Here is a 22,208-nt window from a genome sequence, read left to right as displayed (position 1 = left end):
AAGCTCGCTCCCACAGGTTCTGTGGCGTGGCACAAATGGTATTTGCAACCTGAATCCCCTGTGGGAGCGAGCTTGCTCGCGAAGGGGCCCGATAGAACAACCTCAACCCGCCAATCGCACAGCCAGCGCCTTGGCCTGCAACGCGACATCCGTCACCGCCGTACTCTCCCACCACATCCCGCGCAATGGCGGCCCCATGGCAAATAACCGGTCAGCGGCACATCCCTCGGCATCCAGCACCGCGCCATCCACGGCCGCTGCGATTCCCAACGCCAATGGCCCCGGTTGCACCAAACCGCGCGCCAGCACCTGCTGTGGTAACGGTCGCGCCACCCGACGCCAGTCGTATTCGATGCCACTGGAATTGATCAATGCGGCACCTTGCACCACGCAGGATTCCGACTCACCGCGCCGCCGAATGCGAATACGGACGCCACCGTCCGGACTTGGCTCAAGGCCTTTGAACGAAGCTGCCTGAATGCGCAATCGCCCTTCTTTATAAAGACGCTCAACCAGCGCCGCACTCAGCGGCGGCGAACGGTGGTGATGACTTTCCCAACACGGCCGCACATGCCGTACGAATTGTCGACGCTGCTGGTCAGTCGCCTGACTCCACAGCCGGGCGATGTGCACCCGAACGGTGTCCAGTGGCGCCTGCCAATCGATACCTTGAGTAATGGCTACCTGACATTGCCGACGCAATTCACGCAACAATTGTCGTGGTGTGCGCAAGCTGTGATCGTCGCCGAGAAAATCCACCCAGGCCGGCGGTTGTCGGCGCACATGCGGGAGCAGGCCATGCCGGGAGAACACCTCGATCGGCCCGCGATGTCCGGCCTGCTCCAGCGACACCACGGCATCGACCATGGTCAGGCCGGAGCCGATGATCAGCACGGTGGACTGCGGGTCGAGTTCGCGCATCGCAGCGACATCCCAAGGATCAAGCGCGGCGGCGTTGAGGCCACTGGATTGCGTCTGCGGCGTGCGCGCGGCGGGAAACATGCCGGTGGCCAGAACTGTCTGGGAACCCTGCAATCGCTGACCATCGCTCAAGGTGAGCTGCACTGAACCGGAATCGATTTGCAGGTCGACGACCTCAGCACGGATATGTTCAACGGTCGAACCTTGCAGTGCGCCCACAGCGCGAGCCTCGGCGAGACGCTGTTGCACATAGGCACCGAACAAACCGCGCGGTGGAAACAGCTCGTTGACCGGCACATCCTGCTCAGCCGATTCCGGCCAGCCCCCAGCCGCAATGTGCGCGGTCAACCACTGCGTCAGATCATCAGGATTATCCGGGTCGACGCTCATCCGCGCCGCGTTGCCGTTTAGCGTATGCCCCAACTCGACTGCGCTGTAAGCCTCGCCCCGCCCCAGTTCAGCACGCGGCTCGATGATCAGAATCCTTCGTTGCCCAGGCAGGCGTAACAATTGCGCTGCCAGCATGGTGCCGCTGAGGCCGCCGCCGATGATCAGTACATTTGCCTGGTGCTGGTAAGTCATTGCCTGTTTGCCGAATAATCCGCCCATACCACTCGCTCTCTATAAAGATGGTCAATTCGCCAATGATAAGATCGGAAATACTTGAGGCGTAATGCGGGTCAGCGGCGACCGCGAGGCGAACTCTTTAAGGGCAGGTGAGTTTTCAACCCATAACAAAAAAATACTCGACCGATACGCGCCGGTCGAGTATTTCAATTCAACCAACACTCGTCAGTGAACGATCCTGTATTTGATCTCCTCGGAAGGAGGGTGTGGATTCGTACCATTTGCAAAAAACTGATAACTAAACGCCAACGGTTCGACATTTCCAGCAAAATCCAACATCCATTCCCGTGGAATGTTGAATTCGTACGTTCGATCATCGATCGGACCGAGAGAGAATCGAGCGCTGTTGGCTCCGACCGTAATTATGATCATGTCGCGTAAGTATTCTGAAGAGGGTTTTGGAGTGACCGCGGTCGCCCCCTCAGGAATATCCTTCATTGAGATCTCATCCCCTTTAGCTTCCTTGATAAAAAGAGGCGCAGGAGGGTTAGCTGAAGAATCGCTCATATCGAAAGTCCTTTTGCTCATTGATTAGATGCAGTACCGGCGTAATGACAGCACCGACGCCGTGAGGCGGACGATGCGCCTCAGCTCATACAAAACTGAAAGGCTCAATTCGTCTACTGTCAGAAATTACAGGTGCAACCATATAACCGACGAAAGGTAGGCGTCCTCAAATCACCACGTTACGAACAAACCGCGCCGGCACATCCCCATCATTGCGATAGGAATGCGGCTGGTTACTGGCAAACATGAAGAACTCGCCTGTGCCGATGTACTGCGGCTGATCGCCTAGCATCAGCGTCAGGCAACCTTCAAAGACGAAAATCTGTTCACTCCAGCCTTCGGCATCCGCTTGCGACGGGTAGACTTCACCCGGTTGCAGGCACCATTCCCATTGCTCGACTTCGCGGGTCGCCGTGGCTTTGGAGAGCAACACCGCTTTGCTACCCGGATGGGTCCCTGCCCATGCCACCTCGTTGATGCGGCTTGGATCGCGGGCATCCGGCGCCTGGATCAGATCGCTGAACGCCACATCAAGTGCCTCGGCGACGCGATCCAGCGTGGTCAGGCTGACATTCTTTTCGCCCGCTTCGATCGCCACCAGCATTCGCCGGCTGACACCGGACTTTTCTGCCAGCGCGGTCTGACTCAGGTCGGCGGCATGCCGCAGACGCCGGACGTTCTGGCTGACGTGTTGCAGGACGGATGCCCGTTGCATTGAATCTTTGTGCACTATATTGCTCACTCGGTGAGGTTGGGCAGTATACTGCGCAACGTTGGGCGCATTGTGCGGCCTCCTTTTTATAGTGCGCAAGGTCATGACGTCGCAGAACAACTCCCCCACTCCACTCCGTTTCTCTCGTTTCAGCAAAGCCGAGTGCGTGCTGGTGCTGATTACCATGGTCTGGGGCGGCACGTTCCTGCTGGTACAGCACGCGATGACGGTCAGCGGCCCGATGTTTTTTGTCGGCCTGCGTTTTGCGGCAGCGGCTTGTATCGTTGCGCTGTTCTCATGGCGTCATCTACGCGAACTGACCCTGTTCGAACTCAAGGCCGGCGCCTTTATTGGCGTGGCGATCATGCTTGGTTACGGTTTGCAGACGGTCGGGCTGCAAACCATTCCGAGTAGTCAGTCGGCGTTCATTACTGCGTTGTATGTGCCGTTCGTGCCGTTGCTGCAATGGCTAGTGCTCGGGCGTCGTCCGGGCTTGATGCCGAGCATCGGGATCATGCTGGCGTTTACCGGGTTGATGTTGTTGTCGGGGCCGTCCGGGGCTGCGCTGAATTTCAGTCCGGGCGAGATCGCCACATTGATCAGTGCGATCGCGATTGCCGCTGAAATCATTTTGATCAGTACCTACGCCGGCCAGGTGGATGTGCGTCGGGTCACTGTGGTGCAACTGGCCACGACTTCGGTGTTGTCGTTCCTGCTCGTGGTGCCGACTGGCGAATTGCTACCGGACTTTTCCTGGACCCTGCTGGTGACTGCGCTGGGGTTGGGCGCGGCGAGTGCGGCTATTCAGGTGGCGATGAACTGGGCGCAGAAGAGTGTTTCGCCAACCCGGGCGACGTTGATCTATGCGGGTGAGCCGGTGTGGGCCGGGATTGTCGGGCGGATTGCTGGCGAGCGCTTGCCGGCGATTGCGCTGGTGGGCGCCGGGTTGATTGTGGCGGCGGTGATTGTCAGTGAGTTGAAGACCAAGGGTAAGGTTGCAGAAGCCGAAGCTGAGCTGGAGCGGGAAACCCAAGGTTAATCTGCAATATCTTTAGTGCCTGGACTATAGCTATCGCGAGCAGGCTCACTCCTACACTTGAAATGCGTTCCCCCCTGTAGGAATGAGCCTGCTCGCGATGAGGCCATTCCAAGCAACATCGATCTACCTGAAACAATGCCAAACAGAAAATTCCAGACTACTTTGTAGGATTCTGAGACATCCTGGCGTTTGGTGATCGGGGAGCTGGCACGTATGATGCTTCACAAACTTCCGCAGATTAGAAGCCTATGTCCCTGATAGTTCTACTGCTTCTGCCATTCATTGGCAGCTGTCTGGCAGCGGTGCTGCCTCACAACGCGCGTAATACCGAATCCCTGCTGGCAGGTCTGGTCGCTCTGATCGGCACCGTCCAGGTCGCGATGCTGTACCCGCAAATTGCCCACGGCGGCGTCATTCGCGAAGAGTTCATGTGGCTGCCCAGCCTCGGTTTGAACTTCGTTCTACGCATGGACGGTTTCGCCTGGCTGTTCTCGATGTTGGTACTCGGCATCGGCACGCTGGTTTCTCTGTATGCCCGTTATTACATGTCGCCGGACGATCCGGTGCCGCGTTTTTTCGCGTTTTTTCTGGCGTTCATGGGCGCCATGCTCGGCCTGGTCATCTCCGGCAATCTGATTCAGATCGTGTTTTTCTGGGAGCTGACCAGCCTCTTCTCGTTCCTGTTGATCGGCTACTGGCACCACCGCGCCGACGCCCGTCGCGGCGCTTATATGGCGTTGATGGTCACCGGTGCCGGCGGGTTATGCCTGCTGGCGGGGGTCATGATTCTCGGCCATGTCGTCGGCAGCTATGACCTCGACAAGGTCCTGGCCGCCGGCGACATGATTCGCGCACATTCCCTCTACCCTATCCTCCTTCCCCTTATTCTCATTGGCGCCCTCAGCAAAAGTGCCCAGTTCCCTTTCCACTTCTGGCTGCCGCACGCAATGGCGGCGCCGACACCGGTTTCGGCCTATCTGCATTCGGCCACCATGGTCAAGGCCGGGGTTTTCCTGCTTGCGCGTCTGTGGCCGTCGCTGTCCGGCAGCGAAGAATGGTTCTACATCGTCAGCGGCGCTGGTGCGTGTACGCTGTTGCTCGGCGCCTATTGCGCGATGTTCCAGAACGATCTCAAAGGTCTGCTGGCTTACTCGACCATCAGCCACCTCGGCCTGATCACGCTGTTGTTGGGTCTCAATAGTCCGTTGGCCGCTGTAGCGGCGGTATTCCACATCCTCAATCACGCGACATTCAAAGCCTCGCTGTTCATGGCCGCGGGCATCATCGACCATGAAAGCGGTACTCGCGATATCCGCAAACTCAGCGGCCTGATCAAACTGATTCCCTTCACAGCGACGCTGGCCATGGTTGCCAGCGCCTCGATGGCAGGTGTGCCGCTGCTTAACGGCTTCCTGTCGAAAGAGATGTTCTTCGCCGAAACCGTGTTCATCAATGCCACGGCCTGGGTCGAAGCGGCGCTGCCGATTGTCGCGACCATCGCCGGTACATTCAGCGTTGCCTATTCCCTGCGTTTCACCGTCGATGTGTTCTTCGGCCCACCGGCCACCGACCTGCCGCACACACCGCACGAACCGCCGCGCTGGATGCGTGCGCCGGTAGAGCTTTTGGTATTCACCTGCTTGCTGGTGGGGATTTTCCCGGCGCAGATCGTCGGCCCATTGCTCGCGGCGGCGGCATTGCCAGTGGTTGGCGGCACACTGCCGCAATACAGCCTGGCGATCTGGCACGGTCTGAACGCACCGATGATCATGAGCCTGATTGCCATGTCCGGCGGCATCATCGTCTATCTGTTGCTGCGCAATCAGCTCAAGCGCGGACGTTTCAAATATCCGCCACTGGTGGGCCGCTTCAACGGCAAGCGCCTGTTCGAGCGCAGCCTCGTGGTGATGATGCGCCTGGCCCGACGCCTGGAGCGGCGCCTCGGCACCAAGCGTCTGCAGATGCAATTGTTCCTGATGGTATTGGCGGCGGTGCTCGCCGGTCTGATCCCGATGTTGCACAGCAGCCTGAGCTGGGGCGACCGGCCGAAAATTCCCGGCTCGATCGTCTTCGTGACCCTGTGGTTGCTGGCCATCGCCTGCGCCCTCGGCGCCGCGTGGCAAGCCAAGTATCACCGTCTCGCCGCCCTGACCATGGTCAGCGTCTGCGGGTTGATGACCTGCGTGACCTTCGTCTGGTTCTCCGCACCGGATCTGGCCCTGACGCAATTGGCAGTGGAAGTGGTCACCACCGTGCTGATTCTGCTCGGCCTGCGCTGGTTGCCACGACGCATCGAAGAAGTCTCGCCACTGCCGAGCAGCCTGCGCAAGGCACGCATTCGTCGTCTGCGCGACTTGCTATTGTCGATTGCCGTCGGCGGTGGCATGGCGCTACTGTCCTACGCGATGCTGACGCGGCAAACGCCGAACGACATCTCCTCGTTCTACCTGAGCCGCGCCATGCCCGAGGGCGGCGGCAGCAACGTGGTCAACGTGATGCTGGTGGATTTCCGTGGCTTCGACACCCTTGGCGAAATCACCGTGCTGGTCGCCGTGGCACTGACCGTATTCGCCCTGCTCCGGCGCTTCCGCCCACCGAAAGAAAGCCTGCAATTGCCAGCCCAGCAACGCCTGCTCGCGCCGGACGTGGTCACCGACCTGGTCAACCCGCGTTCCGCCAGCGACACCGCGCTCGGCTTCATGATGGTGCCGGCAGTGCTGGTGCGTCTGCTGCTGCCGATTGCGCTGGTGGTGTCGTTCTACCTGTTCATGCGCGGGCACAACCAGCCGGGCGGCGGTTTCGTCGCCGGTCTGGTGATGTCGGTGGCGTTCATCCTGCAATACATGGTCGCCGGCACCCAGTGGGTCGAGGCGCAAATGAGCCTGCGGCCGTTGCGCTGGATGGGCACCGGATTGCTATTCGCCACCGCTACAGGTCTGGGCGCGATGCTGGTCGGTTATCCGTTCCTGACCACGCACACCTGGCATTTCAGCTTGCCAGTGCTCGGTGACATCCATGTCGCCAGCGCGCTGTTCTTCGACATTGGCGTGTACGGCGTGGTGGTCGGTTCGACGCTGTTGATCCTCACCGCCCTCGCCCACCAATCGGTGCGGGGTCACAAGACCGCATCGCTGCCCAAGTCCGTCGCCAGTAAAGGAGCCGTCTGATGGAAGAAGTCATCGCAATCGCCATCGGCGTGCTCGCCGCCTCCGGCGTCTGGCTGATCCTGCGGCCACGGACCTTCCAGGTGGTTATGGGCCTGTGCCTGCTGTCGTATGGCGTCAACCTGTTCATCTTCAGCATGGGCAGCCTGTTCATCGGCAAGGAGCCGGTGATCAAGGACGGCGTTACCCAGGACTTGTTGCACTACACCGACCCGCTGCCACAGGCACTGGTACTCACCGCGATCGTCATCAGTTTCGCCATGACCGCGTTGTTCCTCGTCGTTCTGCTCGCCTCGCGCGGCCTGACCGGCACCGACCACGTCGACGGCCGGGAGCCTAAAGAATGATGGCGATGACTCACCTGATCGCCGCACCGATCCTGCTGCCGCTGCTGACTGCCGCGATCATGCTGATGCTCGGCGAGCGGCACCGACCGTTGAAGGCGAAAATCAACCTGTTCTCCAGCCTCGTCGGCCTGTTCATTTCGGTGATGCTGCTGCACTGGACGCAAACCACCGGCGTGCCCGGCTCCATCGGGGTTTACCTGCCGGGCAACTGGCAGGCGCCGTTCGGCATTGTGCTGGTGGTCGATCGCCTGTCGGCGCTGATGCTGGTGCTGACCGGGATCATCGGCGTCAGCGCTTTGCTGTTTGCCATGGCCCGTTGGGACGGCGCCGGGTCGAGCTTCCACGCACTGTTCCAGATTCAGTTGATGGGCTTGTATGGCGCGTTCCTGACCGCTGACCTGTTCAATCTGTTCGTGTTCTTCGAAGTGTTGCTCGCCGCGTCCTATGGCCTGTTGCTGCACGGCTCGGGTCGGGCGCGGGTTTCATCGGGGCTGCATTACATTTCGATCAACCTGCTCGCCTCATCGCTGTTCCTGATTGGCGCGGCACTGATCTACGGCGTGACAGGCACGCTGAACATGGCCGATCTGGCGCTGAAGATCCCGCTGGTGCCGGAAGCCGACCGTGGCCTGCTGCACGCCGGTGCGGGGATTCTCGCCGTCGCGTTCCTGGCCAAGGCCGGTATGTGGCCGCTGAACTTCTGGCTGGTGCCAGCCTATTCCTCGGCCAGTGCACCGGTGGCGGCGATGTTCGCGATCATGACCAAGGTCGGCGTGTACACGTTGCTACGCCTGTGGACGTTGCTGTTTTCCGGGCAGGCCGGAGCCTCGGCATTCTTTGGTGGCGACTGGCTGATCTACGGTGGCATGGCGACCATGGCCTGCGCGGCGCTGGCGATTCTGGCCGCGCAACGGCTGGAGCGCATGGCCAGCCTGAGCATTCTGGTGTCGGCGGGGATTCTGCTGTCCGCCGTCGGTTTCGCCCAGCCAAACCTGATCGGCGCGGCGCTGTTTTATCTGGTCAGCTCGACCCTGGCGCTGAGTGCACTGTTCCTGCTGGCCGAGTTGATCGAACGCTCCCGTTCGGCCAACGAGATCCCGCTGGAAGACGAAAGCGAACTGCTGCCACGTCCACAGGAATCCCTGCAACCACCCAAAGGCATCAACCTCGATGACGAGCAGAAAGCCGTGGTCGGCCAGGTTATCCCGTGGACCATGGCGTTTCTCGGCCTGAGCTTCATCGCCTGCGCGTTGCTGATTATCGGCATGCCGCCGCTGTCCGGATTTATCGGCAAACTCAGCCTGATCGGCGCCTTGCTCAACCCGCTAGGCCTGGGCACTGGCGCGCCGATATCCAACGCGGCCTGGGCGTTACTGGCGTTGCTGATCCTCACCGGGCTGACGTCGTTGATGGCGTTCTCGCGCCTCGGCATCCAGCGCTTCTGGACGCCCGAAGAGCGGCCGTCACCACTGCTGCGCAAACTCGAATGCGCGCCGATCTTCCTGTTGTTGGGGCTGAGCATCGTCCTGACTTTCAAGGCTGAACCCCTGTTGCGTTACACCCAGGCCACCGCCGAGGCACTGAACAATCCGCAGCAATACGTGATGGCGGTGCTCGGTACCCGCGCCGTACCGAGTCCGGAAGCCAAATCGGCGATGCTGGAGGTGCAGCCATGAAGCGCGTGTTTCCTGCACCGCTGTTGTCGCTGGCGCTGTGCGCCCTGTGGCTGACCCTGAACCTGTCGATCAGCCCGGGCAATCTGCTGCTCGGCGCGATACTGGGTTTTGCTGCGCCGTTGATGATGCGCAAACTGCGTCCGAAACAGGTACGCATTCGCCGTCCGGGAACGATTCTGCGTCTGTTCCTGCTCGTCGGTCGTGACGTGGTGATGTCCAACCTGATCGTCGCGTGGGGCGTGCTCAATGCCGGTCGCTGCCCTCCGCGCTCGGGATTTGTCAAAGTCCCGCTGGACCTGCGCGATGCTCACGGCCTCGCAACGCTGGCGATGATCTGCACGGTGGTGCCCGGCACGGTATGGTCAGAGCTGGCGCTGGATCGCAGCATTTTGTTGTTGCACGTCTGGGATCTGGATGACGAAGCGCAGTTCATCGAGCACTTCAAGAGCACCTACGAGCGGCCGCTGATGGAGATTTTCGAATGAGCACATTACTGTCGAACGCGATCCTGCTGACGCTGTTCCTGTTCTCGCTGGCGATGGTGCTGACCCTGGTGCGCCTGTTCAAAGGCCCTTCGGCGCAAGATCGGGTCTTGGCGCTGGACTACCTGTACATCGTCGCGATGCTGATGATGCTGACCCTGGGCATTCGGTATTCCAGTGACACTTACTTCGAAGCGGCGCTGCTGATTGCGCTGTTCGGCTTCGTCGGCTCGTTTGCCCTGGCGAAATTCCTGCTGCGTGGCGAGGTGATCGAATGAATGCTGAATTGTCGCTATGGATCGAGATTCCGGTGGCGATCCTGCTGGTGCTCAGCGGGCTTTTTGCGCTGATCGGTGCGATCGGATTATTGCGCATGAAGGATTTCTTCCAGCGCATGCATCCGCCGGCACTGGCTTCGACGCTAGGCGCATGGTGTGTGGCGCTGGCATCGATCATCTGTTTTTCGGCGCTGAAGTCCGGGCCGGTCATACATGCCTGGCTGATTCCGGTTTTGCTGGCGATTACTGTGCCGGTGACTACTTTGCTGCTGGCGCGGGCGGCGTTGTTCCGCAAGCGCATGGCTGGGGATGATGTGCCGGCAGAGGTCAGTAGCCGCCGTACCGAGAGTGGTAGCTGAAGATTTGTAGGGGCTGATATGACGCCATCGCGAGCAGGCTCACTCCTACAGGGGAACGCATTCCAAATGTAGGAGTGAGCCTGCTCGCGATAGCGATATCCGACTCACCTCAAACCCAAGCCACCGCCAACAACCCCGCCCCCAACACCGCACACAACGGCGAATACACCCAGGTGTCCAGTCGCGCAAACCGCGAATCCTTCACGTCCTTGAAGAATCCGACCAGATTCGAATCACCGATCGCCCGGGCAAACATCAACAGCGCAATCGCGCTGATCACCCATTGCAGCGCTTTGTGTGTCACCGCCGGCACTCCCCAGCCAACCCGCATACACACCAACGCCGCAATCACCAACAATGCCGCCGCCACGATCAACGTGAGCCAGCCTGACGGCTTGAACGCCGGCCGTACCGTTGCGACAAATCCGCGCACCGGCACCTGCGGCACCACCACCGCTGCCGCCCACTGCCCACCCAGCGCCCAATACACGTGCATCAAGGCGATCACCGCAAACGTTGTCACCAGCCATTGAGCCAACACAAAGGTCATGGTTGAAATCCTTGGAAAGGGATTTGAACAAATCAGCCTAGTCGCATTTTTTCCAAGTGCACGACCGATCAGCGGTACGGTAAAGTGCCGCCCCATGAAATTCTCCCGTTCCGATCGCTCACTGCTGGCCTGGATGCTCTATTGCTGCGTCCTGTTCAACGTGTTCGCCTGCAGCATCGGTCACGGGCAAATGGTCGGCATGCAGCTGAACGGTATCGGCGGCCAGTTCTGTACAGTCGACCCGGCCACTCAAGCGCCGCTCGCCAGCAACCCCACTGAAGAACAACTGCCGACCCTGTCCAAGGCATTTGGCTGCCCGCTGTGCTCGGTCGGCGGCGGCATGGGCCCGGCGTTCAACTCCAGCCTGACGCTGGCGATCCTGCCCGAACAACACAGCCCACCACTGGCGCCCATCGTCAGCGCCGACCTCCCTGCCCGCTTCACCTGGCCTTCGGCCAACCCTCGCGCCCCACCGCTCGCCTGAGTGTCTCTGCCTTTTTGATTTGTCAGCCTACTGCGCCAACGCGCCGCGTTCGCCTGTGCGCTGACTCCTAGACAAGCATTCAGGATTCAATGATGAAACAACTCACTCTGCTGGCGAGCCTGTGCGGCTGCCTGTCCATTAACGTCTGGGCGCAATCCACCGTGGATCTGGCGCCAATCACCATTGATGGCGAGTCCGGCGCAGAACCGGGTCTGAGCCTCGACCAATCCAGCGGCATGGCCTCGCGACTGGGTTTGAGCGTGCGCGACACGCCGGCCTCGGTGGCCATCGCCAATCGCAACGACATCGACCGCCATGGCGCGCAGAACTTCCAGGACGCCGCCAACACCTTGCCCGGGGTCAACGCCAGCGCACCGCCGGGGTTCGGCGGCTTCGTCTCCTATCGTGGCTTCACCAGCAGCCAGATCACCCAGATGTTCAACGGCATCAACGTCTCCGGCGGACTCGCGCGACCCGTCGATTCATGGATCTATGATCGGGTGGAACTGGTCGGCGGCCCGTCGTCGCTGATCAACGGCGCAGGCTCGGTGGGGGGATCGCTGAACTACGTGACCAAACTGGCCACCCGCGATGAGCAAGCGGTTGAAGGCCGGGTCAGCTACGGCACCTACGACACCAGCGAAACCGCTTTCGGCCTCAACCACGCCCTCACCGACCCGAGCGCCGACGTGCAGCACTACGCGCGCCTCGACGTCAGTCACAACACCAGCAACGGCTACATCGACCGCCAGGAGCGCGATGCCTGGAGCGTGGCGTTCTCGCTGCTCAGTGACCTCACCCCCGACCTGTCGCACACGTTGGCCCTGGAATATCAGGATGAACACGAAGACAGTCCGTACTGGGGCACGCCCGTGCTCAATCCCAAGGCCGGCGAGTTGAAGATCGATAAACACAATCGCTTCAATAACTACAACGTCGGGGACGGTCGTTACGAGCAGCGAACGATCTGGATTCGCTCGATCGTCGACTACCGGATCAACGACAGCACCACCCTGCGCAATACGCTGTACCACCTCGACAGCCAACGCGATTACCGCAACCTCGAAACCTACCAGTACAACGCCGACAACACCGCGGTGAATCGCTCCACTGCGTATCAGGTGCGTCATCAAGGCGAGCAAAACGGCAACCAGTTCGAGTTGCGCCATGACAACACGCTGTTCGGTCTCGATACGACGTGGTCGGGGGGCTTCGAATACAAGGTCAACCAGACCACTAACTCACCACTGAACGTCAAAGGTGCGAGCACGGTGGATCCGGACAACTACCGTCCGGGGCACTTCTACGACATTCCCGGTACCAACCCGAAATTGATCAGCGACAAAACCAACGAGGTCACCACCAAGGCATTGTTCGTGGAAAACCGTTTAGCGTTGACCGACAACCTGTCGCTGCTCACCGGTCTGCGCTATGACGACATTGACCTCGACGTGACCAACCATCGCACGGTAACCGCTACCAACCCGAAACATCTCAAGCGCAGTTGGGAACCAGTCACCGGCCGCGCTGGCCTGACGTACCAATTCATTCCGTCGGCCAACGTTTACGTGCAATACAGCACCGCCGCCGAGCAACCGAACGGCACGCAGGACTTCGACGTTTCCACCGGCAAGCAATGGGAGATTGGCAGCAAATTTGATTATCTGAACGGGCGCGGCTCGGCGACGATTGCGGCCTACACCATTGAGCGAAAGGACTTCGCCGTGACCGATCCGCTGGACCCGACCAGCAGTGTTCCGGTCGGCCAGCAGACGTCGAAAGGGTTAGAGATCGCCAGCTCGTTGCGGATCACCGACAAGCTGCTGGCTGAAGGCAACTTCGCTTGGGTCGATGCGCAATACGATGATTTCACCGAAAAGAATGCCGCCGGCGCGGTGGTATCACGCAAGGGCAACACGCCGACCAACGTGCCGGATCGGGTTGGCAATCTGTGGCTGACTTATGATTTTTCGCCGCAATGGCAAGGTGGGGTGGATGCACGATATGTGGCGTCGGTGTATGCCGATACTGCGAATACCATGACCGTGCCGTCTTACACATTGTTCGGCAGCTTTCTCAGCTACAAGGTTGATTCGCATACCACCGTCACCGGGCGCGTGCGTAACCTGACCAATGAGGTGTATGCCGAGTTTGCGCATGTTTCGCCGGCGTATTACCTCGGGACACCGCGTACCTTCGAATTGGCGGTGATGACGAAATTTTAAGAGCTTCGCGAGCAAGCTCGCTCCCACAGTGTTGTGAACGACACATATCCATTGTGGGAGCGAGCTTGCTCGCGAAGAGGCCGGCCGCTACGGCCTCTATTTCAGATCAGCCGAAACCTTCTCCGCCACATCCTTCGGCAACCACGCCTGCCACACATCCGGGTGGGCCTTCATGAAGGCCACCGCCGCATCACGCGGCGCCGTGTGCTTCTCACTCATTTCCGCCAATGCCTTGTTCAATGGCTCAATCGGGAAATCCACCTTGCTGAAGAACTCGGCAATCTGCGGATACTGCTTCTGGAACGGCGTCGACACACCAATCGACAGCTTCGACGCCAGCGACCGGGTCGGTTTTGGGTTGGGATTATCGGCATCGGTCAGCGTCTTCCAAGCCTCGGCATCAAATGGCGGCTCTTCCAGTTGCACCAGTTTGAACTTGCCCAGTAGCGGTGTTGGCGACCAGTAGTAAAACAGCACCGGCTTACCGCGACGAATCGAAGAACTGATCTCAGCGTCCAGTGCCGCACCGGAGCCACTGCGGAAATTGGTGTAATCGTCCTGCAGACCATAAGCCGTCAACTTCTGCTTGTTGACCACTTCCGACGTCCAGCCGATCGGGCTATTGAGGAAACGCCCCTTGCTCGGGGTTTCCGGGTCCTTGAACACGTCCTTGTACTTTTTCAGATCACTGACGCTGCGCAGATCCGGCGCCAGCGGTTTGATGCCTTTGGCCGGGTCGCCCTTGATCACGTACTCCGGCACCCACCAGCCTTCGGTGGCGCCCTTGACCGTGTCACCGAGGCTGACGACTTTGCCTTCGGCCTCAGCCTTGACCCACACCGGACTGCGCCCGGCCCACTCCTCGCCAATGACCTGAATGTCATTGTTGGCCAGTGCGGTTTCCAGCGTGATGGTGGTGCCGGGCAACGTGTCGGTCGGCAAGCCGTAGCCCTTCTCAACGATGACCCGCAGAACATCGGTAATCAGGCTGCCGCTTTCCCAGTTCAGGTCGGCAAAGTGGATCGGAGCCTGGGCGGCCAGCACCGATGGCGCTGATGCCAGCAAACCAAACGTGGCCACGCTGGCAGCCAATAACCGTCGAAATCCGTTCATGCATTGCACCTCGTGCTGTTCACAGCAATGGCAGGATGGCCTGACAGAAGACCGCAAGCCTCTGAATACTCAGTCAACTGACTGTAGCCGAGGTTCCTGCTTTTTCCGGGTCATGCTGCGGACGAGGTTATGAATCAGACTTTTCCTGCAGGCTTTGCAGCTCGCGTCTGACCATGCTGGCGTATTCCGCGGGGCGCAACTGATAGATCTGCGCAGCCAGCCAATTCAGCCAGGCACCTTGCAGTTCCGCCTTGGCGGCGAACAACCGCTGGGCTTCCTCGCGTGCAGTGTCGAGGTTCTGCGCATGGAAATCCGCGCGGCTCACTCGCTGGCCTTGAACGTCACCAGTTCGCCCTTGCGCCACTTGGCGGCTTTGGCCGTAACGGCTTTCAGGGTTTTGGTCAGGCCTTCCTGCAATTGCTCATGGGCGGCGAACACGGTCACCACGCTATGGCCTTCCTTGAACAGGATGGCGTGCCCGTCAGCGGTTTCGACGAAAGCGTAATCGCCCAGTCCATAGACCGTGAGTTTGATTTCGCGAAAACGCAGATCCATCTTGCCGCCTTCGCGGCTGGGCAAGACCGATGCACTGAAATGATCGCCGACCTTGAGCTTGAGCCCCGGTTTGTCATCGACCACCAAGGCACTTTCGGTGTCGATCTCGGCCACGTAAATGCCTTCGGCGTTCTGCTCGGTGATGTAAACAAAACGCGACTGGAACAGCTTGACCAGCTTTGCACGCAAATCACCCAACACGAACAAAGCATGCATATCGAGATTACTGACTGCCAAAGAAACATCCCCACATCTGAAAAAACCGCACACGGAAAACGCGCACGGCAAAAAAACGGCCAGGCCGATGTCACTGCAAACAAATCAATAAAGCCCGAATCGAGCAGAGTGCTCATTCAACGCGAGGTTGGTAAGACTACTGGATTGTCACTCGGGAAACTCATCCCGATGTCGCCAAAACCTGAAGGAAAAATCCTCAGCGTCGGCAAGAGCAGTCTGACTACGAACTTTAGGGAAAATTCTCACGAAAAAAAGCACTTCTCCGACATATCGCTGGCGAAAAATTGCTTTAGATAAGCCCTGTCGTCAACAGGTACTGGCGATTCTAGAGCAGCGATGCTCATTCCGACTACCCGAAACGGCCGGTAAATAACGGCCAACTGATGAAAAGGACTTCATATGTGCACTCGGACTCACTTTGCCATGACCGTTGACGCCCGGATCGAATCGCCGCTGATACTAAGTGCCACCACGATCAACGACGATTACCCGCGTTTCCAGGTGGTACCCGCCGGCAACGCTTTCTTCCATATAAAGGAAACATCGACCGGGCGCGTAAGAGGTTTCCGTGAAGATCACAACGAAGCCTGCGCCCTCGCCCGCTCACTTGAGTCAAAGATCGAACTCCTGGCGAGTGGATGCCTCAGATAAAGAGAGCGACCGATTGTGCCATCCCGGCGCAAATCAAAAAGGAGAACACGATGGATCTGGAAGGTTATAACTTGAAAACTCTGTTCGATCAGTTAGGTCTTCCTTCAGAAGGACCGGAGATCGACAGTTTCATCGACGCGCATACTCTCGACGCTGACACCAAACTAGTCGATGCCCATTTCTGGTCGGACTCTCAAAGGCAAACGCTGCAAGAGTGGATCAGCAAAGACGATGACAGGGCAATCGTCTTCGACGAGCTGAACGTACGCCTTCACGACGGCAAGTAACCGAACTCAGTGCAGGCTGTCACCACACTCGGCTTGCAATTGCGCGAGCCATGCAGCCTTGCACTCCTCGGCCTCGTTGCGACTGGCAAACGCGGTGCCGCGACGCTCGCCATTGAGCAAAACCACCCAGCACACGCTCTGCCCCATTGCGCGCAAACCGGCCGGCACGCCACTGCCGATCATCACAGCAACATCAACTCTGCACTGCATGCAGCCCCCGAAATCATTAGCAACCTAACTAAGCGGGCAGATTAATGGTTTCTTTCGAGCGGAAACAGCAAGCTCCGTGCACAGATTCATTGCACCGCAAGTAACAATCCCTCAGCGCGGTTTCTCCGGCTTATAGCCCAAACGCAATCCACCCCAGTGCCGCCCCTTGATCGTGATCGGCACCGACAGGTCATGCATCAGTTCACCGGTGTCGCGGGTGTAAGTCTGCAACAGCACCGTTTGCTGATGGCTGCCGCAGCGAATACCGGTGCGATCCGCGAACTTGCGTTTGGTGCGATTGTTCACCGCATCGACCTGCGCATCGCCAGTCAACGGCTGACTGAACTGCTGATTGTGCGTTGGCACATAACCTTGCTGCGTGCAGGCAATGGCGAACACCAACCCCTCGTGACGCGGCAACAATGGCTCCTGAATCGCCGGCAGCACCTGATCGGTGTAACGGTCGAAACGGGTCTGAAACTTCGCCGGTTGGGTATTCGGGATCGGCTGATACTGGCGATCAAACAGATCCTCGAGGCTAATCTTTCCTTGTTCGACATCCGCCTCGAAACGTGCGGCAATCTGGCTCGCCCCTTCGCGGGCCAGATCGTAGATGCGCTGGTGATAGTCATCCAGACCGACTGCGGCCAGCCGCTCGCTGATGGTTTCCGCTTGCCCTTCCATTTGCACCGCCGCTTCAGCGAGGCGGCGAGTCTGTTGATCGCTGATCGCCAGATCGCTGCGCATCTGCTCGATGGCCTTGAACAGGCTGTCGAGTTGCTCGCGATTGGTTTCCGCGCCCTGGGCGATTTCACCGACCTGGCTTTCCACCCCGGCAGCCAGTCGCGCGATGTTCTCCAGATGCTGGCCGGTGTGTTCGACCTGCTCGACACCGGTCTGCAGATCACTCGACAACTCGCGAATCTGCTCCACCACCTGCGCCGTGCGTTGCTGAATGTCGGCGACCATCTCACCCACTTCACCGGTGGCCGACGCCGTGCGCGCCGCCAATCCACGCACCTCATCCGCGACCACGGCAAAACCGCGACCATGCTCGCCGGCTCGCGCGGCCTCGATCGCCGCGTTCAATGCGAGCAGATTGGTTTGACTGGCAATCGACTGAATTACCAGGGTCACGCGCTGAATATCGTCACTGCGCAGGCTCAAGGCTTCGATCAACTCACGGCTGGCATTGGCGCGCTGACTGAGTTGATGCATGCGCGCGATCGAATCCACCAGTTCCGTGCGCCCCGCCGCGCTGCTGTGATGCGCCTGACTCGCTGCTTCAAGCGCGGCACGGCTGAGTTGTGAAGTGGCGTGTTCAGTCGCGATCATCACCTCGGCGTTGCTGACGATCCGCGCCGCCGCATCGAGTTGCGATTCGAGTTTGCTCGCCAGTTCCTTGACCGAAAACGCCACGCCAGCCGCCGACAAGGCGTTATGGCTGGTGGTGTAGGAAAGGTCGCGGGTCAGTTCGGACATGGCGCTGCCCGTGTCGGCAGGCTGGGCATCGGGGATGGCGCGGGAACGCAAGCGCGGTAGCCAGACAATCAGCACCGCTAGCGGCATGCCAACGTACAGCGACCATCCACCCAGCGTCATGCCGGCCAGCAACAGCATCAGGGCGATGCTTTGCAGGGTCGGCGCGATCCAGCGGTTTTTCGGCAAAAGCACTGGTGCAGGCAAAGCCCCAACCAGAGATCCGTCTCTCGTCATATCAACACCCCACGCTTGTTCTCATTATTGTGACTGCATTAAACGCCACTACAACGCCATTATCCATGGTCCGTTAGTCGTGGGGTCTGTGGCAGGTCAATGGAACGGCGCGGGCTTATTGCAGAGGAGCAAAAACAAAGATCGCAGCCTTCAGCAACGCCCATGTAGGAGCTGCCGAAGGCTGCGATCTTTTCAAGGTGCCCTGTTGAAAGGGTCACCCCACAGAATCAGGCCTGACGCTGGTGCTTGTCGATCTGCTCGTGACGCTCTTGAGCTTCGATGCAGTACTTGGTGGTCGGGCTGATCAGCAGGCGCTTCAGGCCAATGGCCTCGCCGCTGTCGTCGCACCAGCCAAAGCTGTCTTCCTTGATGCGCTCAAGGGCTTGTTCCAGTTGCGGCAGCATGCGCTGGTCGCGATCGATCGCGTTCACCAGCCAAGTGCGCTCTTCTTCAACCGAAGCCGCGTCCGCCGGGTCAGCCGGGGTGTCCAGGCTTTCGATGGCGATACGGTTTTGCTCAATGCGCTCGTGGGTTTCGACTTTCATGTTCTGCAGCAGCTCAGTGAAGAAAGCGTGCTGCTCTGCATTCATGTAGTCATCTGCCGGCATGGCCAGCAACTTGTCCTTTGTCATTGATATCTCTATAAAAAAACGTGCATTAAGGCGAATTAGGGAGCGTTTCGGCGAACCGCGTGCGGTCGGCGAAAAGGCATCGTTTATTGCAAATGCCACCCGGCACTCAATTTACGAGGGGCGGCAGTCTAAGGCCCGATCGAGGCCTCAGCAACTGTAAATACAGGGAATTTGTCCGACAACGCCCGGAAACTGCTCTGACACAGGGTTCACACGGCCATCGGAGTGCGTTTATAGCAAGAAATTCAGTCGAGCGGCTGTATATAGAAGACAAACGGCTAACCACGCAGCGCCCAGACGCAGTTTTTTACCACGCACTGCATCGTTTCAGCAAAGCAGAACCGCAAAAGCCCCCCTAATATCAGGCCCACCGTGTGATCAATCAGCCTGAAGGATGACCTATGCCCCGCCCCGATCTGCCGGCCATCGACGAGGTTTCACTCGCCAGCCCCCCGATCAATGCCGAGCGCCTGCTGCAACTGATCACCGACGAATACGACGCCCTGCCGCGCCAGCTCAAACGCATCGCCAGTTACATCAGCCAGCAGAGCGACCGGATCATGGTCGACCGCATCAGCGACATCGCCCGCGAGTGCGAAGTGCACCCGTCCGCCATCGTGCGCTTCTCGCAACGCTTCGGTTTCAGCGGCTTCAGCGAAATGCAGGCGCTGTTCCGCAGCGCCTACACGCACAAAGCCTCGCCAGTGCAAAACTACCAGCAACTCATCCGCAGCATGATCGCCGACCAGTCGCAGCAAGCCAGCGCCGGCGACCTCGCCCGCGAATGCATCGACGCCACCCGCTCCGGCATCGAACGCCTGGGCCGCGAACTCGACGACGCCGCGTTCGAAAAAGCCGTCGACCTGATCGTCAACGCCGACAACATTTATGTCGTCGGCGTGCGCCGCTCCTTCGCCGTCGCCGACTACCTCGTTTACAACTTGCAACACACTCAGAAGCGCATTCACCTGGTTTCGGGGCTAGGCGGTAGTTATCGCGAGCAAATGCGCAGCGTGCGCGCCAACGATCTGGTCATCGCCATCAGCTTCGTGCCCTACGCCAAGGAAACCCAACACTGCCTGCGCTTCGCCCGCCAGCAACAGGCCAACACCCTGATCCTCACCGACAGCCAGCTCTCGCCGCTGGCGAAACTCGCCAACAGCGTATTGCTGGTCAACGAAGGCAGCGCCCTCGCCTTTCGCTCGCTGAGTGCGACGCTGTGTTTGTGTCAGGCGTTGTTTGTGGCAGTGGCGTATCGGCTGGAACTGAATGTTGATGAGATTCACGAACAACCCGGCTTCGACGACTGACAATTGCCTCTGCGTCGGCTAGGTTATGCCTTCCCACCGGTTTGACTTGAAGGAACGCGTCATGAAACTGATCGGCATGCTGGACTCCCCTTACGTGCGCCGCGTGGCGATCTCCGCCAAACGCCTTGGCATCGACCTCGAACACGAGTCAGTCTCGGTGTTCCGCCACTTCGAGCAATTCCAGCAGATCAACCCGGTGGTCAAAGCCCCAACACTGATCCTCGACGACGGCGTAGTCCTGATGGACTCGACCCTCATCCTCGACTACCTCGAAGCCAGCTCCGGCAAAAGCCTGCTGCCAACCGACCTGAAACAACGCGCCCACGCCCTGCGCCTGATCGGCCTCAGCCTCGCCGCCTGCGAAAAAGCCGTGCAGCTCTATTACGAACGCAACCTGCGCCCAGCCGACATTCAATACCAGCCATGGGTCGAACGCGTCGAAGGCCAACTCGCCGCCGCGTTCACCGCCCTCGAACACGAACTGGAAAAAACCGGCCTGCCCACCGACGGCACACTCAGCCAGGCCGGCATCAGCCTCGCCGTCGCCTGGAGCTTCACCGGCCTCGTCGTCCCCGACCAGATCGACACCCGCCGCTACCCCCACATCGCCCAATACACCGCCTACGCCGAAACCCTCGAAGCGTTCGTCAGCACCCCGATGACCTGACCATGAGCACCACCGACACCGCCGCCCCGGCGTTAAAGGAAATCTTCAACGCCGAACGCTTGCAACACATCGCCTGCGAAATGAGCGCCGTGTACCCGGCGTTCAAGGCCAAGGCGTTTCTCAAACATGCCCAGGACGGACTCGCTGAATTATCAGTGATGCAACGTATGGCGCGCGTCAGCGAAAGCCTGCACGCCGTGTTGCCGCTGGATTACCAAGATTCCCTCGATGTATTGCGTGAACTCGCGCCTAGGTTGAACAGCGGATTCGTCAGCATGTGCCTGCCACACTACGTCGCCATCTACGGCGGACATGCGTTCGACACCTCGATGGACGCCCTGAAGTACTTCACCACCTTCGGCTCCTCCGAATTCGCCATCCGCCACTTTCTGCGCAGCGACCTGGAACGATCGTTAGAGCTGATGCACGACTGGACCCGCGATGAGAACCACCACGTCCGACGACTCGCCAGCGAAGGCAGCCGCCCTCGCCTGCCTTGGTCGTTTCGGTTGGAAGCGGTTCAGGCCGATCCGCAGTTGGCGGCAGGGATACTGGATCGGTTGAAGGCTGATGAGAGTTTGTACGTGCGCAAGTCCGTGGCGAATCATTTGAATGATGTGACGAAGGTGCATCCGGAGTGGGTGCTGGACACGATTGAAGGTTGGTCGTTGGAGAACAAGCACACGGCCTGGATTGCGAAGCATGCGTTGCGGAGTTTGATCAAGCAGGGGGATTTAAGAGCGCTGACGGTGATTGGTGCGGGGGCGAAGGCTGAGGTTGAGTTGTTGGATGTGCGGGTTGAGCCGGCGGTGGTGCGGTTGGGGGAAGCGATTACATTGTCGTTTGTGGTGAAGTCGACCGTGGCGCATGAGCAGAGGTTGGTGATTGATTATGCGATTGACTATGTGAAGGCGAATGGCGGGGTTTCGGGGAAGGTTTTTAAGTTGAAGACGGTGGTTTTGGCGGGGTTTGAGAGTGTGGTTGTGGGGAGGCGGCAGGTGATTAGGGATTTTACGACGCGGAAGCATTTTGCAGGCCAACATGTCATAACAGTGATAATTAATGGTGAGCATTTAGTAAAAACAACATTCAATATTATTCCTAATTCAGAAAACCTACACTCTTAGAAAATAAATTCCATCATCCAGCCACCTACTAACTTAAGGATTATCGCTGCAAAACTAGACGCAACAATGGCTATACGCTACCATACAAAAAAATGAAAGAGCACATGATATGGATATCAGCCCAAGCGATAAATTAATATTTAACCCATCAATACTAATAAGACTGGCTTTTTTTCACAAACCAGCAACCTTCTTAAATAGTGTAGTTAATTTAATTATTAATACACTAAACCATGACAACCAAAATCATATGCAGTGCAAAGCTTTGCATTAGCCTAGCGTTCTCACGCACTTTGCAAGCTTTGCGTACCGAGATAGCAAACCGATTTAGC

General features: G+C 58.9%; 25 protein-coding genes. 15 read left to right on the top strand and 10 right to left on the bottom strand.

Going from position 1 to position 22,208, the window contains the following annotated elements:
* Positions 1-102: 102 nt before the first annotated feature.
* The 3 genes from CLU80_RS25295 to CLU80_RS25285 all read right to left on the bottom strand — a co-directional run bounded on the left by CLU80_RS25295 (position 103) and on the right by CLU80_RS25285 (position 2,785).
* On the bottom strand, positions 103-1,530 hold the full coding sequence (locus tag CLU80_RS25295; protein WP_286079774.1) for an FAD/NAD(P)-binding protein: 1,428 nt from the start codon (positions 1,528-1,530) through the stop codon (positions 103-105).
* Positions 1,531-1,713: 183 nt separating this feature from the next.
* Entirely contained in the window at positions 1,714-2,055 is a 342-nt protein-coding gene (locus tag CLU80_RS25290; protein WP_099758709.1) for a hypothetical protein, read from the bottom strand.
* Between the two features lie 166 nt (positions 2,056-2,221).
* Positions 2,222-2,785: a helix-turn-helix domain-containing protein gene (locus CLU80_RS25285; protein ID WP_099758708.1), complete on the bottom strand. Its 564-nt coding sequence runs from the start codon at positions 2,783-2,785 to the stop codon at positions 2,222-2,224.
* Between the two features lie 85 nt (positions 2,786-2,870).
* On the opposite strand from CLU80_RS25285, the gene CLU80_RS25280 reads away from it, so the two are divergent.
* From CLU80_RS25280 to CLU80_RS25250, 7 genes are all read left to right on the top strand, one after another.
* Positions 2,871-3,806, top strand: coding sequence for a DMT family transporter (locus CLU80_RS25280; RefSeq protein WP_099758707.1), 936 nt, complete (start codon positions 2,871-2,873; stop codon positions 3,804-3,806).
* Between the two features lie 248 nt (positions 3,807-4,054).
* Positions 4,055-6,973, top strand: a complete 2,919-nt coding sequence (locus CLU80_RS25275) for a monovalent cation/H+ antiporter subunit A (RefSeq protein WP_099758706.1) — start codon at positions 4,055-4,057, stop codon at positions 6,971-6,973.
* The gene (locus CLU80_RS25270; protein ID WP_007910763.1) at positions 6,973-7,317 is read left to right on the top strand and encodes a Na+/H+ antiporter subunit C; all 345 of its coding nucleotides are present in this window, start codon (positions 6,973-6,975) and stop codon (positions 7,315-7,317) included. The genes CLU80_RS25275 and CLU80_RS25270 overlap by 1 nt, the downstream gene beginning before the upstream one ends.
* On the top strand, positions 7,314-8,993 hold the full coding sequence (locus CLU80_RS25265; protein ID WP_099758705.1) for a monovalent cation/H+ antiporter subunit D: 1,680 nt from the start codon (positions 7,314-7,316) through the stop codon (positions 8,991-8,993). Before CLU80_RS25270 ends, CLU80_RS25265 begins: the two co-directional genes overlap by 4 nt.
* Positions 8,990-9,478 carry a Na+/H+ antiporter subunit E gene (locus tag CLU80_RS25260; RefSeq protein ID WP_099758704.1) on the top strand — a complete coding sequence of 163 codons (489 nt, stop codon included), beginning with the start codon at positions 8,990-8,992 and terminating at the stop codon, positions 9,476-9,478. The genes CLU80_RS25265 and CLU80_RS25260 overlap by 4 nt, the downstream gene beginning before the upstream one ends.
* Complete coding sequence (locus CLU80_RS25255) at positions 9,475-9,753, top strand: K+/H+ antiporter subunit F (protein WP_099758703.1); 279 nt, start codon at positions 9,475-9,477, stop codon at positions 9,751-9,753. Before CLU80_RS25260 ends, CLU80_RS25255 begins: the two co-directional genes overlap by 4 nt.
* On the top strand, positions 9,750-10,112 hold the full coding sequence (locus CLU80_RS25250; protein WP_093437301.1) for a Na+/H+ antiporter subunit G: 363 nt from the start codon (positions 9,750-9,752) through the stop codon (positions 10,110-10,112). Before CLU80_RS25255 ends, CLU80_RS25250 begins: the two co-directional genes overlap by 4 nt.
* A 109-nt stretch (positions 10,113-10,221) precedes the next feature.
* Here CLU80_RS25250 and CLU80_RS25245 read toward each other — a convergent pair whose 3' ends face one another.
* Positions 10,222-10,662 (bottom strand): DUF3995 domain-containing protein, encoded by a 441-nt coding sequence (locus CLU80_RS25245; protein WP_093437296.1) that lies wholly within the window; start codon positions 10,660-10,662, stop codon positions 10,222-10,224.
* A 94-nt stretch (positions 10,663-10,756) separates the two neighbouring features.
* On the opposite strand from CLU80_RS25245, the gene CLU80_RS25240 reads away from it, so the two are divergent.
* Entirely contained in the window at positions 10,757-11,146 is a 390-nt protein-coding gene (locus CLU80_RS25240) for a DUF2946 domain-containing protein (protein WP_016982997.1), read from the top strand.
* A gap of 92 nt (positions 11,147-11,238) precedes the next feature.
* On the top strand, positions 11,239-13,371 hold the full coding sequence (locus CLU80_RS25235) for a TonB-dependent receptor (protein WP_099758702.1): 2,133 nt from the start codon (positions 11,239-11,241) through the stop codon (positions 13,369-13,371).
* A 96-nt stretch (positions 13,372-13,467) separates the two neighbouring features.
* On the opposite strand, the gene CLU80_RS25230 is transcribed toward CLU80_RS25235, so the two are convergent.
* From CLU80_RS25230 to CLU80_RS25220, 3 genes are all read right to left on the bottom strand, one after another.
* Complete coding sequence (locus CLU80_RS25230; protein ID WP_099758701.1) at positions 13,468-14,484, bottom strand: ABC transporter substrate-binding protein; 1,017 nt, start codon at positions 14,482-14,484, stop codon at positions 13,468-13,470.
* Between the two features lie 127 nt (positions 14,485-14,611).
* Positions 14,612-14,809 carry a hypothetical protein gene (locus CLU80_RS25225; RefSeq protein WP_099758700.1) on the bottom strand — a complete coding sequence of 66 codons (198 nt, stop codon included), beginning with the start codon at positions 14,807-14,809 and terminating at the stop codon, positions 14,612-14,614.
* Entirely contained in the window at positions 14,806-15,255 is a 450-nt protein-coding gene (locus tag CLU80_RS25220) for a hypothetical protein (RefSeq protein ID WP_176471300.1), read from the bottom strand. The genes CLU80_RS25225 and CLU80_RS25220 overlap by 4 nt, the downstream gene beginning before the upstream one ends.
* Here CLU80_RS25220 and CLU80_RS30395 point away from each other — a divergent pair.
* The 3 genes from CLU80_RS30395 to CLU80_RS25210 all read left to right on the top strand — a co-directional run bounded on the left by CLU80_RS30395 (position 15,250) and on the right by CLU80_RS25210 (position 16,214).
* A complete protein-coding gene (locus CLU80_RS30395) occupies positions 15,250-15,573 on the top strand; it encodes a hypothetical protein (protein ID WP_139213432.1) in 324 nt (107 codons plus the stop codon). The two genes, CLU80_RS25220 and CLU80_RS30395, sit on opposite strands and share 6 nt — an antisense overlap.
* A gap of 102 nt (positions 15,574-15,675) precedes the next feature.
* Entirely contained in the window at positions 15,676-15,927 is a 252-nt protein-coding gene (locus CLU80_RS25215; RefSeq protein WP_099758699.1) for a hypothetical protein, read from the top strand.
* 50 nt (positions 15,928-15,977) lie between these two features.
* A complete protein-coding gene (locus CLU80_RS25210) occupies positions 15,978-16,214 on the top strand; it encodes a DUF2789 family protein (RefSeq protein ID WP_099759408.1) in 237 nt (78 codons plus the stop codon).
* 6 nt (positions 16,215-16,220) lie between these two features.
* Here the strand turns inward: CLU80_RS25210 and CLU80_RS25205 are convergent, their stop codons facing one another.
* The 3 genes from CLU80_RS25205 to CLU80_RS25195 form a co-directional block, all read right to left on the bottom strand.
* Entirely contained in the window at positions 16,221-16,424 is a 204-nt protein-coding gene (locus CLU80_RS25205; protein ID WP_093437265.1) for a hypothetical protein, read from the bottom strand.
* 111 nt (positions 16,425-16,535) lie between these two features.
* Positions 16,536-17,759: a methyl-accepting chemotaxis protein gene (locus CLU80_RS25200; RefSeq protein ID WP_502694642.1), complete on the bottom strand. Its 1,224-nt coding sequence runs from the start codon at positions 17,757-17,759 to the stop codon at positions 16,536-16,538.
* Positions 17,760-18,367: 608 nt separating this feature from the next.
* Positions 18,368-18,772, bottom strand: coding sequence for a TraR/DksA family transcriptional regulator (locus CLU80_RS25195; RefSeq protein ID WP_003225981.1), 405 nt, complete (start codon positions 18,770-18,772; stop codon positions 18,368-18,370).
* 401 nt (positions 18,773-19,173) lie between these two features.
* On the opposite strand from CLU80_RS25195, the gene CLU80_RS25190 reads away from it, so the two are divergent.
* From CLU80_RS25190 to CLU80_RS25180, 3 genes are all read left to right on the top strand, one after another.
* A complete protein-coding gene (locus CLU80_RS25190; protein WP_099758697.1) occupies positions 19,174-20,082 on the top strand; it encodes a MurR/RpiR family transcriptional regulator in 909 nt (302 codons plus the stop codon).
* Between the two features lie 61 nt (positions 20,083-20,143).
* The gene (locus CLU80_RS25185; protein ID WP_099758696.1) at positions 20,144-20,749 is read left to right on the top strand and encodes a glutathione S-transferase; all 606 of its coding nucleotides are present in this window, start codon (positions 20,144-20,146) and stop codon (positions 20,747-20,749) included.
* 2 nt (positions 20,750-20,751) lie between these two features.
* The gene (locus CLU80_RS25180) at positions 20,752-21,876 is read left to right on the top strand and encodes a DNA alkylation repair protein (protein WP_099758695.1); all 1,125 of its coding nucleotides are present in this window, start codon (positions 20,752-20,754) and stop codon (positions 21,874-21,876) included.
* The last annotated feature ends 332 nt before the right edge of the window (positions 21,877-22,208 follow it).

It is taken from the genome of Pseudomonas sp. 29 (assembly GCF_002754355.1).
GTDB classification, from domain to species: domain Bacteria; phylum Pseudomonadota; class Gammaproteobacteria; order Pseudomonadales; family Pseudomonadaceae; genus Aquipseudomonas; species Aquipseudomonas neuropathica.
Note: the sequence above shows the minus strand (reverse complement) of the source record. Positions and strands in the feature narration are given on the sequence as shown.